This window comes from Agrobacterium sp. CGMCC 11546, assembly GCF_013365515.1.
GTDB classification, from domain to species: Bacteria; Pseudomonadota; Alphaproteobacteria; order Rhizobiales; family Rhizobiaceae; genus Agrobacterium; species Agrobacterium fabrum.
This window is the reverse complement of record NZ_CP047388.1, coordinates 1,117,368-1,131,151: the sequence shown is the minus strand read 5'-3', so window position 1 is coordinate 1,131,151 and position 13,784 is coordinate 1,117,368. Positions and strand designations below refer to the sequence as shown.

Here is a 13,784-nt window from a genome sequence, read left to right as displayed (position 1 = left end):
ACAAATCAGGATCGACCCATGCCCGCTTTCAAGACCATCGACGACCTTAACGACATTGCCGGAAAGCGCGTTCTCGTCCGCGTTGATCTCAACGTGCCGGTCGCGGATGGCAAGGTGACGGACGCAACCCGTATCGAACGCGTTGCGCCGACCATTCTGGAACTCTCTTCAAAGGGCGCAAAAGTCATTCTGCTCGCCCATTTCGGCCGCCCGAAGGGCGAACCTGTCGCTGAGATGTCGCTTTCCCAGATTGTCCCCACGGTCGAGGACGTGCTGGATCACGCCATTTCCTTCGCAACGGACTGCATCGGTGCTCCGGCAGCGGATGCGGTCGCGAAAATGAATGATGGCGATATCCTGCTTTTGGAGAACACCCGCTTCCACAAGGGTGAGGAAAAGAACGATCCCGCCTTCGTCGAAGAACTGGCCGCGAATGGCGATATCTATGTGAACGACGCCTTCTCCGCCGCCCACCGTGCCCACGCCTCCACCGAGGGCCTGGCGCGGCATCTGCCCGCTTATGCCGGCCGCACCATGCAGGCCGAGCTTGAGGCGCTGGAAAAAGGCCTCGGTCAGCCCGTTCGCCCGGTCGTCGCCATCGTCGGCGGTGCCAAGGTTTCGAGCAAGATCGATCTCTTGATGAACCTCGTCAAGAAGGTCGATGCCCTCGTCATCGGCGGCGGCATGGCCAACACCTTCCTCGCCGCCCGCGGCACCAATGTCGGCAAGTCGCTCTGCGAGCACGATCTGGCAGAGACCGCAAAGCAGATCATGATCGAGGCGGCGACATCCGGTTGCGCCATCGTCCTGCCGGAAGACGGCGTCGTCGCCCGCGAATTCAAGGCCGGCGCGGCCAATGAAATTGTCGATATCAACGCCATTCCCGCCGACGCCATGGTTCTCGATGTCGGGCCGAAATCGGTTGAAAGCATCAAGGCCTGGATTTCGCGGGCGGAAACGCTGGTCTGGAACGGCCCGCTCGGCGCCTTCGAAATCGAACCCTTCGATGCCGCAACCGTGGCAGCGGCAAAACACGCTGCGGAATGCACCAAGGCCGGCAAGCTCGTTTCCGTTGCCGGTGGCGGCGACACCGTCGCTGCACTCAACCATGCCGGTGTTTCGGACGATTTCACCTATATCTCGACGGCGGGCGGCGCCTTCCTTGAATGGATGGAAGGCAAGGAATTGCCAGGCGTTGCCATCCTGACCGCTGCCAAGTAAACTCATCTCACTTGCCTGACAAAAGGCCGGACAAGCGATGCTTGTCCGGCCTTGTTTTTTGGTAAGTGGCACCGGGAGGAAAAGTTTCAAACGATTGAAATCATTTCAATCGTTTCAATGAGTTAGCGTGCCATTTCCCTGCCCTGGAACTTCTGTTATCGGAAATTTATTGTGCCTTGGGAGAATAGCAAATGACCGAACGTCTCGAAGACATCGCCATCAAAATGGTTGCCGACGGCAAGGGCCTGCTCGCAGCCGATGAATCCACAGGAACGATCAAAAAGCGTTTCGACAGCATCAACCTGGAATCCACCGAGACCGCCCGCCGCGATTATCGCGAAATGCTGTTCCGCTCTGACGACGCCATGAAGAAGTACATCTCCGGCGTCATTCTTTATGAAGAAACCCTTTTCCAGAAGGCTGCCGATGGCACGCCTTTCGTTGATATCATCAAGGCCGCCGGCAGCCTGCCGGGCATCAAGGTGGATATCGGCGCCAAGCCGATGGCTTTCCACCCGCATGAATTCATCACCGAAGGCCTTGATGGCCTTTATGAGCGCCTGCGCAAGTATCATGAGGCCGGCGCGCGTTTCGCCAAGTGGCGCGGCGTCATCACCATCGGTGAGCAGCGTCCGAGCTGGGGCTCGATCAAGGCAAACTCCCAGTCTCTTGCCCGTTATGCTGCCCTCTGCCAGCAGGCCGATATCGTGCCGATTGTTGAGCCGGAAGTGCTGATGGACGGCGAGCCTGGCACGCATGACATCGACCGCTGCGCCGAAGTCACGCAATGGGTTCTCCAGACCGTGTTCGCGGATCTGTTCGATGCCCGTGTGAACCTCGAAGGCATGATCCTCAAGCCGAACATGATCATCGACGGCAAGAACGCTCGCAAGGCGTCCGTCGAGGAAGTGGCGGAAAAGACCGTCAAGGTTCTGAAGGCGACGGTACCAACTGCCGTTCCCGGCATCGCCTTCCTTTCCGGCGGCCAATCCTCCGAAGAGGCTACGGCGCATCTCTCTGCCATGAATGCCGGTTACGACCTGCCCTGGTCGCTGACCTATTCCTACGGCCGCGCTCTTCAGGATACCGCTCTCAAGACCTGGGGCGGCAAATCGGAAAACGTCGCCGCCGGCCAGCGTGCCTTCACGCACCGCGCCGCCATGAACAGCCTTGCCGCCAAGGGCAACTGGAAACAGGAACTCGAAAAGGCAGCCTGAGCCATCGCTCGCAGGCAAATTGTGCAATTGAAGCCGCCCCAGATGGGCGGCTTTTTCTTTACGGCCGCAGAAGCAGCGTCGCCGACCAGATCACAAAGGCGGCAACCGCAATCTTCCAGCAATCGCCTCTTTTCTTGAGGCCCGGCAAGCCCAAAGGCCGGATGATCTGGACCACCATGGCCAGCAGTAAAAAAAGGCCGATCGCCTTCGTCATTTAATGAGCCTTTTCTTTATTTCTGCATCGTCACAGGCTGGACATTTTTAGCGTTCACCAGAAGAGTGCAACTCATTCGGGTAACCCCGTTCAATGGCCTGTCCGACCGTCCGTCCGAACGCATGAGAGTGTCTTCATGAGCAGAAATCTTCTACCCGTATTCGCTCTTTTATCCAGCACTCTGTTTCTTTTTCTCGGCAATGGCCTTCAGGGCCTCATCCTGCCGATGCGTGGCTCGGCGGAAGGTTACTCCAACGAGATTCTGGGCTTCCTCGGTACTTCCTGGGCGGCAGGCTTTGTCATTGGCTGCTTCGTCGCCCCCGCCATCGTGCGCCGCGCGGGGCATGTGCGGGCGTTTGGCTCCTTCGTCGCGCTGGTCTGCCTGACGGTGCTGATGACCGGCCTCGTCGTCGATGACGTCTGGTGGATCACGCTGCGCGCCCTCACCGGCTTCTGCACGGCCGGCACCTCCATGATCATCGAAAGCTGGCTGAACGAACGCGCGACCAATGAGAGCCGCGGCATGATCTTTTCCCTCTATATCGCCATCACCCTGCTTGGCGTCGTGGCGGGGCAGATGATCGTGCCGATGGGCGATGTCAGCAATACCTCGCTGTTCATGATCTGCGGTATCATCTATTGCATCGCCATTCTGCCGGCCACGCTTTCCAAGGCTGCCAGCCCCCAGCCCTTGCAGAAGGTCAAACTGGATCTACCGGCCCTATATCGCAACTCGCCGGTCTCCTTCGTCGGCATCCTGATGATCGGCATCGCCAACGGCGCTTACGGCACGCTCGGTGCCGTCTTCGGCGCAAGGGCGGGGCTCGACCCGACCATGATCGCCATCATGGTTTCCGTCACGATCTTCGTTGGCGCGCTTGCCCAGTTCCCGGCGGGCCGCCTTTCGGACCGGATAGACCGCCGTTACGTCCTTGCCGGACTGGCGGGGTTAGGCGCGGTCGCGGGCCTTGCCGTTGCAGCCGTGCAGCCGCACGAAGTCTATGTGCTCATCCCCATGATCGCCATTTACGGTGCCGCTGCCAACGCGCTCTATCCCATCGCGGTGGCCCATGCCAACGACTTTGCGGCATCGGAAGACTTCGTCAAGGTATCCGGCGGGTTGTTGCTGCTTTACGGCATCGGCACCATCATCGGCCCGACGCTTGGCGGCGCGGTCATGACCTATTCCGGCCCCTATGCGCTCTTCTTCGTGACGGCCGTCGCCCATGTGCTGATAACGGCCTATGCCATCATCAGAAGCCGCCAGCGTGCCGCCCTTTCGACCGCGGAAAAGGACAATTTCTCGACGATGATGCCAACGACGCCCTCGCCGCTGGTAACGCCGGAGAGTATTGCGCTTGACCCGCGCGCGCCGCAATATCCAGGCGACGACGGCGACTATGTGGAAAAAGGAGCAGGCATATGAGCCTCTTTGATGATGATCGTCCGCAGAAACCCCGCGGACATGAAATTGGCAGCGATCTCAGCCTTCTTTCGGTGGACGAGTTGAGCGATCGAATCGAACTTTTGCAGGCGGAAATTGCCAGGCTTGAGGACGAGAAAAAAAGGAAGTCCGCGGGCAGACAGGCGGCGGAGAACCTGTTTCGCTCCTGACCCGGGGCTTTAATAAACTGGGGCAAGACCGGCCGAACGACATGCCGGGAGTGTAAACGCTAACCAGATTAAAGATTCTGGCGCAGTCTTTCGTTTACCATTAACCAAAAATTAAGCTTTCTGAGAGATTACTATACATGTCCAGTTCTTCTGGACCTCAGGCATCTTCTCCATACGGCGAATTGGTCTGATTTTTCTCCCTGTTTTACCTTGAGAGCCGCTTTCGCGGCTCTTTTTTTGCCGGTCGCCGCAATTCGTAAAACTGTGGGTATTAACCCTTCTTTAATAATTGCCTTGCGCATTTCAGGTAAAGATACCATCCTGAAAACACTAAAGGCCGGAACAAAATATCCCGGTCGTCGTTGCCTGACAGTGTGGTGCGTGAGCAGGGATTTAAAGAAAATGTCGGAACAGGTTTTAAATACCATAAGCTTTGCGGGTCGCGCGGCTGCTTCCAACCAGTTCAAGACCCTCTATACTGAAGGCATGACCTTGGTTGAGGAAACGGCAAGCTATCTCGATGGCGCCGGTCGCACTGCCTCAAAGGTTCTGCCGCGTATGGCGTCCGTCCTTTACGCCGCGGAATCGATGCGCCTCACCACCCGCCTGATGCAGATGGCATCCTGGCTGCTTTTGCAGCGGGCTGTCAACAATGGCGAAATGACGCGCGATCAGGTTCTGAGCGAAAAGAACAAGGTGCGGCTCGACAGCTTCAACGTTGACCGCAACGCGCCCGGCTGGAACGACCTGCCGGAATCCTTCCGCGATCTTATCGAGCGGTCGCTGCGCCTCCAGAACCGCGTCGCACTGCTCGACCGCGAAATCTATCGCCCGGCGGAAGCGACCAAGGTGCCAGATAACGAAAACAGCGTACAAGCGCAGCTCAACCTGCTGCGCACGGCTTTCTCGATCAACTGAGAAAAGACGACTATATCCGGACAATTTGAAAAGCAGGCTCACCGGCCTGCTTTTTTGTTTTTCCCGTCACAGTCACGAATACCGCCGCAAAAAGCGGGCAACAAAAAAGCCCGGTAAAACCGGGCTTTTTTAAACGATCCGTCCGCAAGGGATCAGAGGCCGAGGCCGCCGAAACGCTTGTTGAACTTGGAAACGCGACCACCACGGTCCATAAGCTGCTGGTTGCCGCCCGTCCATGCCGGATGGGACTTGGGGTCGATTTCAAGGTTCATGACTGCGCCTTCCGAACCCCAGGTAGAGCGGGTTTCGTATTCGGTGCCATCGGTCATGACGACCTTGATCGTGTGATAAGCGGGATGGATATCAGCCTTCATGACAATCTTCCTGGTTAAGTGACGTGCGGTCCATTTGCCGCAATTGCGTCAACTGAGCCATTTCAATAAATGAAGCCATAGACCAGATGGGCTATGGCTTCCCAATTCGATGCGGAGCCTATACATGAAGGTCGCCCAGATAACAAGAGCCTGCTATCCCCTTGTGAAAGGAGATGGCCGCAAGGGCTGGAATTTTACCGGATGCCGGAAATTCACCCGCTAAAGGCCCAAAAAAGGCACTGAACGAGGAGCATAGAGGACGTGGCAGACATTGACGAGCAGAAAGCGGCGAAACAGAGAAGCCTGAAGCCGCTTCTTGGCCTGTTTCCCTATCTCAGGCGGTATCGTGGCCTGATGGCGGCAGCCCTTTTTGCGCTTGTACTTTCCTCCGCCACAACACTGGCCCTGCCGCTTGCCGTTCGCCGCATCATCGATCACGGTTTCCAGACGCCGGATGGCGGCATGATCAACAGCTATTTCGCCATGCTTCTGGCGATTGCCGTTATCCTCGCGCTCGCCAGCGCCATGCGCTATTATTACGTGATGACCATAGGCGAAAGGGTCGTCGCCGATCTGCGCCGCGATGTCTTTGCCCACCTCACCACGCTGTCACAGCAATTTTTTGATAGCAATCGATCGGGCGAGCTCACTTCGCGGCTGACCGCCGATACGGTGCAGATTCGTTCCGCCTTCGGCTCCTCCGCCTCGGTCGCGTTGCGCAACATCATCATGTGCTGCGGTGCTGTGGCGATGATGATCTATACCAGCCCCGGCCTTTCCGGCCTTGCGCTGCTTGCCATTCCCTTCATCGTTTTTCCACTGATCGCCTTCGGGCGGTCCGTCCGCGCCCGCTCCCGCACCACGCAGGATACATTGGCCAATTCCGCCGCCTATGCTTCGGAAACGATCGCGGCGAGCCGCACCGTGCAGTCCTTCAATGCCGAGGTGCTGGCGAATGCCCGTTACGGCGCCTCCGTGGAAGCCGCCTATCAGGGCGCACGCGCGGCGATCGGCGCGCGCTCCGTCCTGACTGCTGTCGCCATCGCTCTCGTTTTCGGCAGCGTTGTCGGCATTCTCTGGTATGGCGCGCAGAACGTTCTGGCCGGCAGCATGACCGCGGGTACGCTTGGCCAGTTCGTGCTTTATTCCGTCATCGCAGCCAGTGGCCTCGGCCAGCTTTCGGAAGTCTGGGGCGAACTCGCACAGGCGGGCGGCGCGGCCGAAAGGCTTTCCGAGCTTCTGAATGAACGCTCACCCGTTGCAGAGCCCGCAGCCCCCGTCGCCATGCCGCAACCACCGCGGGGCGAGGCGGAGTTCGACAATGTCGATTTCGTCTATCCACTTGCAACAGGGCGGCCGATTATCTCCGGCCTCTCCTTGAAGGTCGCCGCCGGCGAAACCGTCGCCATCGTTGGACCTTCCGGCGCCGGCAAAAGCACGGTCTTTTCGCTGCTGATGCGGTTTTACGATCCGCAGCAGGGCCGCATCACCATCGATGGCGTGGATATCCGCAACGTCAGCCTTGCCGATCTGCGCGCACGGCTCTCCATCGTGCCGCAGGATGTCGCGATCTTCGCCTCCTCCATCCACGATAATATCGCCTTTGGCCGGCCCGAAGCAACACGCGAGGAGGTGCGCGCCGCCGCCATCGCCGCGCAGGCCGACGGCTTCATTGAGCGTCTCGGCGATGGTTACGATACGCAGGTGGGTGAGCGCGGTGTGACGCTGTCGGGCGGCCAGCGGCAGCGCATCGCCATCGCCCGCGCCATTCTGCGGGATGCACCGATCCTGCTGCTTGACGAAGCGACCTCGGCACTCGATGCGGAAAGCGAGACGCTGGTGCAGAAGGCGCTTGATGAGCTGATGAAAACCCGCACCACCATCGTCATCGCCCATCGCCTCGCCACCGTGCTGAAGGCTGACCGCATTCTGGTGATGGATGAAGGCCGTATCATCGAGGAAGGCACGCATCAGAGCCTCATTCGCCAGAACGGCCTTTATGCCCGCCTCGCCCGGCTGCAATTCCAGACCGGACCGGACGAATTGCGCGCCCAGGCCTGATCTGGAGCATTTCCAGCAAAACTGTACTCGGTTTTGGGTCCGGAAATGCGCAAAAGCAATGAGTTAGAGCAATGGAGGTGAAAAGCTATTCACCGGAACTGCTCTAGCCCAGCACTTTGCGTCCCGCAACGCGGCCTGAAAACAGGCAGCCGCCAAGGAATGTGCCCTCCAGCGCGTTGTAACCATGCATACCGCCGCCGCCGAAACCGGCCACCTCACCGGCGGCATGAAGCCCCGGCACCGGTTGACCCGCGGCATCCAGCACCCGCGCCTCAAGGTCGGTATGCAGGCCTCCGAGCGTCTTGCGCGTCAGCACATGCAGGCGCACGGCAATCAACGGCCCCCTGGTCGGATCAAGCAGCCGGTGCGGTTTCGCCGTCCGCATCAGCCGGTCACCGAGATAACGGCGCGCGCCATGGATTGCCGTTACCTGCGCATCCTTGCTGAAGCCGTTTTCAATTTCGCGGTCCCGCGCTTCTATCTGCCGGCGGATGTGATCTATGTTGAGCCGATTACCGCCGATGGCATTCATTCCCGCCACTAACTCCTCCAGCGTGTCGCGAACGACAAAATCCTCGCCCCGCTCCATGAAAGCCCGCACCGGCCCCGGTGGTTCCTTGCCTAGCCGCTTCAACAACAGCCGCATATCCTTGCCCGTCAGATCAGGATTTTGCTCGGAGCCTGAAAGCGCGAATTCCTTCTTGATGATCGCCTTGGTCAGAATGAACCAGCTGTGGCTGCTGCCACGCTCGCCCAGCATCTTCAGCGTACCGAGCGTATCGAAGCCCGGCATGGCGGGAGCATCGAGCCGGTTGCCATCCGCGTCGCACCAGAAGGATGACGGGCCTGGCAGAATACGGATACCGTGGTTTGGCCAGATCGGATCATGATTCTTCACGCCCTCGGTATAGTGCCACATGCGATCGCGATTGATGACGGCTCCGCCGGCCACCTCGGTGATGCCGATCATGCGGCCATCCACATGGGCAGGCACGCCACAGACCATATTTTCCGGCGGCCTGCCCAATCGCTCCACCGGCCAGTTGCGCCGCACCAGTTCCTGATTACCGCCGATGCCGCCGGAACTGACGATGACCGCGGAGGCAGAAAAACGGAAGTCGCCCTCAGGATTGCGGCTGCTTTTTTGACCACGAAGAACCGAATCAGCGGCGAGCACGACGCCGGAAATTCCAGTGATCCGGCCGTCGGTCGTTTCCAGACGGTCGACCTGATGGCGGAAGCGGAAGGTCGATCGACCGCTTGCCGCCATGTCCTGCGCTTTCTTGACGAACGGCGCCAGCACGCCGGGACCGGTGCCCCATGTGACATGAAAGCGTGGAACGGAATTGCCGTGACCGTCCGCCAAAGAGCCGCCGCGCTCCGCCCAGCCGACCACGGGAAACCAGCGCATGCCCATGCGGTGCAGCCATTCGCGTTTCTCACCGGCGGCAAAATCGAGATAGGCCTGCGCCCAGCGACGCGGCCAATGATCCTCGGGGCGATCGAAACCGGCCGAACCAAACCAGTCCTGCCGGGCAAGATCGAGGCTGTCGCGCACCCGCATCCGGCGCTGCTCGGGACTATCGACGAAAAACAGCCCGCCCAGCGACCAGAATGCCTGGCCTCCGAGATTTTGCTCGCCCTCCTGATCCACAACGCAGACGCTGAAACCACGCTCAGCCGCCTCGGTGGCCGCCACCAGCCCCGCAAGCCCCGCACCGACGACAATCACATCATAGCGTTCCATCAGCCCCTCCCAGATATGACGGAATTACTTTTACGCGAACGTAAATTTACTTTCGCCAGAAGGCAACGGTCACGATACCGGCCGCAATTTAGCGCTCGGTCAGCTTGAGTTCGATGCGGCGGTTCTGCTGGCGCGCTTCCGGTGAGTCACCTTCGGCAATCGGCTGATATTCGCCGAAACCGGCGGCAACCAGCCGGTTCGCCGGTACGCCCTTGGAAATCAGGAATTTCACCACCGATGTCGCGCGGGCAGAAGAAAGCTCCCAATTGTCGCGGTAGCGGCCGGAACCGGTAAGCTGGACATTATCCGTATGGCCATCCACGCGCAGCACCCAGTTGATCTCCGCCGGAATTTCCTTGGCAAGATCGAGCAACGCGGTCGCCAGCTTCGCCATTTCCGCCTGCCCTTCCGGATTGAGGTCGTTACCGCCGGACGGGAACAGCACCTCCGACTGGAAGACGAAACGGTCACCGACGATGCGGATGTTTTCGCGGTCAGAGAGGATTTCCCGCAGCCGCCCGAAGAAGTCCGAGCGATAACGGTTCAGTTCCTGCACGCGCTGCGCCAGCGCGACATTAAGGCGGCGGCCGAGATCGGCGATCTTGACCTGGGACGAGGTATCCTTGGCCTCCGATGCCTGCAGGGCGGCTTCGACGGAAGCGATCTGCGCCCTCAGCGCCGCGATCTGCTGGTTCAGCAATTCGATCTGCGAGGAGGCTCGCGCATTGGCCTGTTTCTGGTTGTCCAGTTCGCCGGTCAGGCTGCCGATCCGGGCATTGGCGCTGGCATTGTTGCCCGAACCCGCATCGAGAAGTGCCTGCAGGCGCGAGCGCTCGTTTTCCGATGACGCAAGTGTGGATTGCAGGCTCGCCAACGCGTCCTCGATATCCTGCTTGTTTCCTTTTTCCATGGCCAGAAGTTCGGTCAATTCGGCAATCTGGCTATTAAGGCGGGTCAGCACCTCGTCCTTGCCGGTAATTTCCCGCGATAGCACGAATTGCGCCAGCACGAAAACCGTCAGCAGAAACATGATGGCCATGAGCAACGTCGACAGCGCATCGACGAAACCCGGCCAATAGTCCACACCCCTGTCGCGGCGGCGATTGCGCGCAAGCGCCATGGCTACTCGCTCCCGTTATCGTGGCGGGGACGTCCGGGGGATTTCGTGTCGCCGTCAATCCGCGCCGACAGACGGTCGAGCGTGCGGCGGAGCGATTTCGACTCTTCCTGCTGCCCCTCGATCCAGTCCCGCAGCATCTGCTGTTCGCTGCGCATGTTCTTGACGAGGCCCTGAATGCCCTCGGCAAGGCTGGTCATCGCCGCCAGCGACCGTTCGGTGCTGACGATGGAGCCCGGCTCCGCGGCACTGAACTCCCTTGGCCCCTCGACCGAGGTATCCGTTACCGACGACAGCCAGTTTTCGAGCTGGGTGTAAAAACGGTTCTGCGCACGGCCGGCCTGAAGATCGAGAAAACCGAGAATCAGCGAACCCGACAGACCGAGCAGCGAGGAGGAGAAGGCCGTTCCCATGCCCGCCAGCGGCGCGGTGAGACCGGCCTTGAGCGAGCTCAGAATATCGTTGCTGTCACCCGCGCTAGGATCAAGCGACTGGATGACATTGCTGATGGCGCCGATGGTGCCGATCAGGCCCCAGAAGGTGCCGAGCAGGCCGAGAAACACCAGCAGGCCAACGAGATAACGCGATGTGTCACGCGATTCATCAAGGCGTGTCGCAATGGAATCGAGGATCGTCCGCTGCGTGACGCCGGAAAGCCGGACTTCGCCGCGCTTACCGATCAGCGTGCTCATCGGCGCCAGCAGTTTTGGTGCACGGCCGACCTTTTCGACGCTGCCGGCGGCGCGGAAGGCGTTGAACCAGCGGACTTCCGAACGCAGGCTCATGGTCTGCGTAAAGACAAGGATGATGCCGATGACGAGCACGCCAAGAATGAAGCCGTTGAGCCCCGGATTGGTCATGAAGGCGGTGTGCGCCTGCCGATAGAGAATGGCCGCAAGAAAGCCGACGAGGATCAGGAACAGAACCATCGTCCAGAGAAAGGGTGTGGGGCTGGACAGCTTGTGGCTGTATTGCCGCGTGGTCACCGGTTTCTCGACACCAAGATCGAGCAGCTCCGAATCCGCCATAACGTTCGCATTCCCTCTGGTCACGTATCAAGCGGAAGCTATTTGAAAATTGCGACGATTTGAAGCGAAAAGCCGGTCTTTCGTCACAGGCATTTTAGGAAAATGAATGAGTACCCGGCAACGGAAAACGAAAACGCCCGGCGAAAATTCACCGGGCGTCTAAAACTTGCTGAAAACGGCAGGTTATCTGCCGAAAATGCATCAGCGACCCGGTATCGGGCGATTGGCGACCTCGACGAGTGCCTTGTGGATATATTCGTTACCTGCAGCGACGCTGCCGGTGCCGAAGATATCCGTACCGCCCTTGGCGTCGGACGCGAAGCCGCCGGCTTCACGAATCAGCACCAGACCTGCGGCGACGTCCCAGGGCGAAAGGTCTGCTTCCCAGTAACCGTCGAAACGGCCGGCCGCGACATAAGCGAGATCGAGCGACGCTGCGCCCATTCGGCGGATGCCGGCCGCTTCGCCCATGACATGGCGAAGCTCGACCAGGAACTTGCCGTGATTGCCACGGCCAAGATGCGGTACACCGCAGCCAATGACGCAATCGGTCAGCGCCTTGCGTGCGGCAACGCGGATACGACGATCGTTGAGGAACGCGCCGCCGCCGCGCTCGGCGGTGTAGAGTTCGTCGGTGGCCGGGTTAAAGATCACGCCAGCGACAATTTCGCCGTTCCGCTCCAGCGCGATCGAAACCGCGAAATGCGGAATGCCGTGCAGGAAATTGGTCGTGCCATCAAGCGGATCGACGATCCAGCGATGTGCGCCGTCGGTGCCCTTTTCCTCGCCGCCTTCCTCGCCCAGAAAGTCGTAGGTCGGGCGGGCCTTCATCAGTTCCTCGCGCACGATCTTTTCGGCCTTGAGGTCTGCCTGAGAAACGAAGTCGCTCGGTCCCTTGACCGAAACCTGAAGGTTCTGCACTTCACCGAAGTCACGCGACAAAGACTTACCCGCCTTGATGGCGGCCTGAACCATGACATTGAGAAGGGCTGAACGGGCCATCGATGTTGTTTCCTGGAAAGCTTGCGAACCGCCCGAAGCGCAACGGGCAGGCACGTCATTATTTTCTTGAATTGAAAGTTTGCGGTTCAAGACCACAAAACGCGCGGAAATTCAAGGTAAAAAGCCCGAATGAGAATGTCGGCGGCAAAGGAAAGGCGACGGCATCACGTCGGGCGGAAGCGATTTGCCGCTTCGATCGCCTTTTTCTGCTGCTCGTCGGTGATGCCGAGATAGAAATCCTCCAGCCTCGGATCCTTCAAACCGGCGCGGCGGGAAAGCACATACCACTTGGCCGCCTCCACCGGATCCGGCCGGGTGCCGAGCGCCTGAACGTAAAGATGTGCCACCTTGTTCTGCGCCACGACATTGCCGCGCTGCGCCGCACCGTAAAGCCAGCGAAAACCCTCATCCAGATTACGCTCACCGCCGAAACCATTGACCAACCAGACGCCGAGATCGACCTGCGCCGTATCGTAACCCGCCTTTGCCGCCCGCATCAGCCAGTCCCGCGCCTTGGCCTTTTTGTCAGTCGGCACATCCTTGACCGACCAGTAGATCTGCGACACCGCATATTGCGCGTCGGCAATGCCCTGCTCGGCGGATTTTTCATAAAACGGCAAGGCCATCAAGAGCCCCTTGGCGCCGGGATTTTCCGACACCAGAATCTGGCCCCAGTTGAACTGCGCAGAGGCATTTCCGGCTTCCGCCGCACGCCGCATGAAATCGTCGGCCTTCGCCTTGTCGCGGGTAACGAACTTTCCTTCCATCAGGATCAGCGCGAATTTGAACATGGCGACGGGATCGCCGCCCTCAGCGGCCTGCTGATACCAGAAAGCGGCAGTCTTTTCGTCGCGGGCGATACCGAGGCCACGCGACATCATTTCCGCCACCAGAGTCTGTGCGGACGCATCACCGCTCTGCGCGCGGGTCAGCGCCTTGTCGAGCGCCTGGACATATTCACCGCGCTGGAAATGGCCATAGGCTTCGTCCACCCGGCCTTTGAATTCCTTTTCCGGCGGCAGAGCCGGCAGATCCGCGCCCATGCGCTGATAAACGTTGACGCCGGAAGACGGTTCAAGATCCTTCTGCTCTTCCGATTGCACCCGGCCCTGTCGGGTAGGCTGGGCCTCATTTTCCAGCTGGCGGGACATGGCATTGCTTTCGCTCTGCGGTCCCGATTGGGCAAAGGCGACACCCGCTGGCGCGCCGAAAGCGAGCGCCAACAGCGAAACGGAAAGGCAGAGAGGAACCGAGCGCATGAACATCGCCTG

The 13,784-nt window shown here is 59.7% G+C and carries 13 protein-coding genes; 6 read left to right on the top strand and 7 right to left on the bottom strand.

Going from position 1 to position 13,784, the window contains the following annotated elements; translation table 11 throughout:
* Window positions 1-18: 18 nt before the first annotated feature.
* A complete protein-coding gene (gene pgk / locus GSF67_RS19900; protein ID WP_006314724.1) occupies window positions 19-1,221 on the top strand; it encodes a phosphoglycerate kinase in 1,203 nt (400 codons plus the stop codon).
* Between the two features lie 191 nt (window positions 1,222-1,412).
* Window positions 1,413-2,438, top strand: a complete 1,026-nt coding sequence (locus GSF67_RS19895; protein ID WP_006314723.1) for a class I fructose-bisphosphate aldolase — start codon at window positions 1,413-1,415, stop codon at window positions 2,436-2,438.
* 58 nt (window positions 2,439-2,496) lie between these two features.
* On the opposite strand, the gene GSF67_RS19890 is transcribed toward GSF67_RS19895, so the two are convergent.
* On the bottom strand, window positions 2,497-2,652 hold the full coding sequence (locus tag GSF67_RS19890; RefSeq protein ID WP_003497629.1) for a hypothetical protein: 156 nt from the start codon (window positions 2,650-2,652) through the stop codon (window positions 2,497-2,499).
* A 136-nt stretch (window positions 2,653-2,788) separates the two neighbouring features.
* Between GSF67_RS19890 and GSF67_RS19885 the strand changes: the two genes are divergently transcribed.
* The 3 genes from GSF67_RS19885 (at window position 2,789) to GSF67_RS19875 (ending at window position 5,184) form a co-directional block, all read left to right on the top strand.
* A complete protein-coding gene (locus GSF67_RS19885; RefSeq protein WP_006314722.1) occupies window positions 2,789-4,078 on the top strand; it encodes an MFS transporter in 1,290 nt (429 codons plus the stop codon).
* Window positions 4,075-4,266, top strand: a complete 192-nt coding sequence (locus GSF67_RS19880) for a DUF1192 domain-containing protein (protein WP_006314721.1) — start codon at window positions 4,075-4,077, stop codon at window positions 4,264-4,266. The genes GSF67_RS19885 and GSF67_RS19880 overlap by 4 nt, the downstream gene beginning before the upstream one ends.
* Window positions 4,267-4,668: 402 nt before the next feature.
* Window positions 4,669-5,184, top strand: a complete 516-nt coding sequence (locus GSF67_RS19875) for a DUF1465 family protein (RefSeq protein WP_006314720.1) — start codon at window positions 4,669-4,671, stop codon at window positions 5,182-5,184.
* A 152-nt stretch (window positions 5,185-5,336) separates the two neighbouring features.
* On the opposite strand, the gene rpmE is transcribed toward GSF67_RS19875, so the two are convergent.
* Window positions 5,337-5,558, bottom strand: coding sequence for a 50S ribosomal protein L31 (rpmE, locus tag GSF67_RS19870; protein ID WP_003506183.1), 222 nt, complete (start codon window positions 5,556-5,558; stop codon window positions 5,337-5,339).
* Between the two features lie 261 nt (window positions 5,559-5,819).
* Between rpmE and GSF67_RS19865 the strand changes: the two genes are divergently transcribed.
* On the top strand, window positions 5,820-7,619 hold the full coding sequence (locus tag GSF67_RS19865; protein WP_006314719.1) for an ABC transporter transmembrane domain-containing protein: 1,800 nt from the start codon (window positions 5,820-5,822) through the stop codon (window positions 7,617-7,619).
* A 103-nt stretch (window positions 7,620-7,722) separates the two neighbouring features.
* Here the strand turns inward: GSF67_RS19865 and GSF67_RS19860 are convergent, their stop codons facing one another.
* From GSF67_RS19860 to GSF67_RS19840, 5 genes are all read right to left on the bottom strand, one after another.
* Window positions 7,723-9,366, bottom strand: coding sequence for an FAD-binding dehydrogenase (locus GSF67_RS19860; RefSeq protein ID WP_006314718.1), 1,644 nt, complete (start codon window positions 9,364-9,366; stop codon window positions 7,723-7,725).
* A gap of 88 nt (window positions 9,367-9,454) precedes the next feature.
* Window positions 9,455-10,486, bottom strand: a complete 1,032-nt coding sequence (locus GSF67_RS19855; RefSeq protein ID WP_006314717.1) for a peptidoglycan -binding protein — start codon at window positions 10,484-10,486, stop codon at window positions 9,455-9,457.
* Window positions 10,487-10,488: 2 nt separating this feature from the next.
* On the bottom strand, window positions 10,489-11,511 hold the full coding sequence (locus tag GSF67_RS19850; protein WP_006314715.1) for a hypothetical protein: 1,023 nt from the start codon (window positions 11,509-11,511) through the stop codon (window positions 10,489-10,491).
* Between the two features lie 201 nt (window positions 11,512-11,712).
* On the bottom strand, window positions 11,713-12,513 hold the full coding sequence (locus tag GSF67_RS19845; protein ID WP_006314713.1) for an inositol monophosphatase family protein: 801 nt from the start codon (window positions 12,511-12,513) through the stop codon (window positions 11,713-11,715).
* 164 nt (window positions 12,514-12,677) lie between these two features.
* On the bottom strand, window positions 12,678-13,778 hold the full coding sequence (locus GSF67_RS19840; RefSeq protein WP_035216124.1) for a tetratricopeptide repeat protein: 1,101 nt from the start codon (window positions 13,776-13,778) through the stop codon (window positions 12,678-12,680).
* Window positions 13,779-13,784: the final 6 nt, after the last annotated feature.

Excerpts from the sequence above, each read along its gene's own strand:
- pgk (WP_006314724.1), top strand. The coding sequence starts at position 19 with ATGCCCGCTTTCAAGACCATCGACGACCTTAACGACATTGCCGGAAAG.
- GSF67_RS19895 (WP_006314723.1), top strand. The coding sequence starts at position 1,413 with ATGACCGAACGTCTCGAAGACATCGCCATCAAAATGGTTGCCGACGGC.
- GSF67_RS19890 (WP_003497629.1), bottom strand. The coding sequence starts at position 2,652 with ATGACGAAGGCGATCGGCCTTTTTTTACTGCTGGCCATGGTGGTCCAG.
- GSF67_RS19885 (WP_006314722.1), top strand. The coding sequence starts at position 2,789 with ATGAGCAGAAATCTTCTACCCGTATTCGCTCTTTTATCCAGCACTCTG.
- GSF67_RS19880 (WP_006314721.1), top strand. The coding sequence starts at position 4,075 with ATGAGCCTCTTTGATGATGATCGTCCGCAGAAACCCCGCGGACATGAA.
- GSF67_RS19875 (WP_006314720.1), top strand. The coding sequence starts at position 4,669 with ATGTCGGAACAGGTTTTAAATACCATAAGCTTTGCGGGTCGCGCGGCT.
- rpmE (WP_003506183.1), bottom strand. The coding sequence starts at position 5,558 with ATGAAGGCTGATATCCATCCCGCTTATCACACGATCAAGGTCGTCATG.
- GSF67_RS19860 (WP_006314718.1), bottom strand. The coding sequence starts at position 9,366 with ATGGAACGCTATGATGTGATTGTCGTCGGTGCGGGGCTTGCGGGGCTG.
- GSF67_RS19855 (WP_006314717.1), bottom strand. The coding sequence starts at position 10,486 with ATGGCGCTTGCGCGCAATCGCCGCCGCGACAGGGGTGTGGACTATTGG.
- GSF67_RS19850 (WP_006314715.1), bottom strand. The coding sequence starts at position 11,511 with ATGGCGGATTCGGAGCTGCTCGATCTTGGTGTCGAGAAACCGGTGACC.
- GSF67_RS19845 (WP_006314713.1), bottom strand. The coding sequence starts at position 12,513 with ATGGCCCGTTCAGCCCTTCTCAATGTCATGGTTCAGGCCGCCATCAAG.
- GSF67_RS19840 (WP_035216124.1), bottom strand. The coding sequence starts at position 13,778 with ATGTTCATGCGCTCGGTTCCTCTCTGCCTTTCCGTTTCGCTGTTGGCG.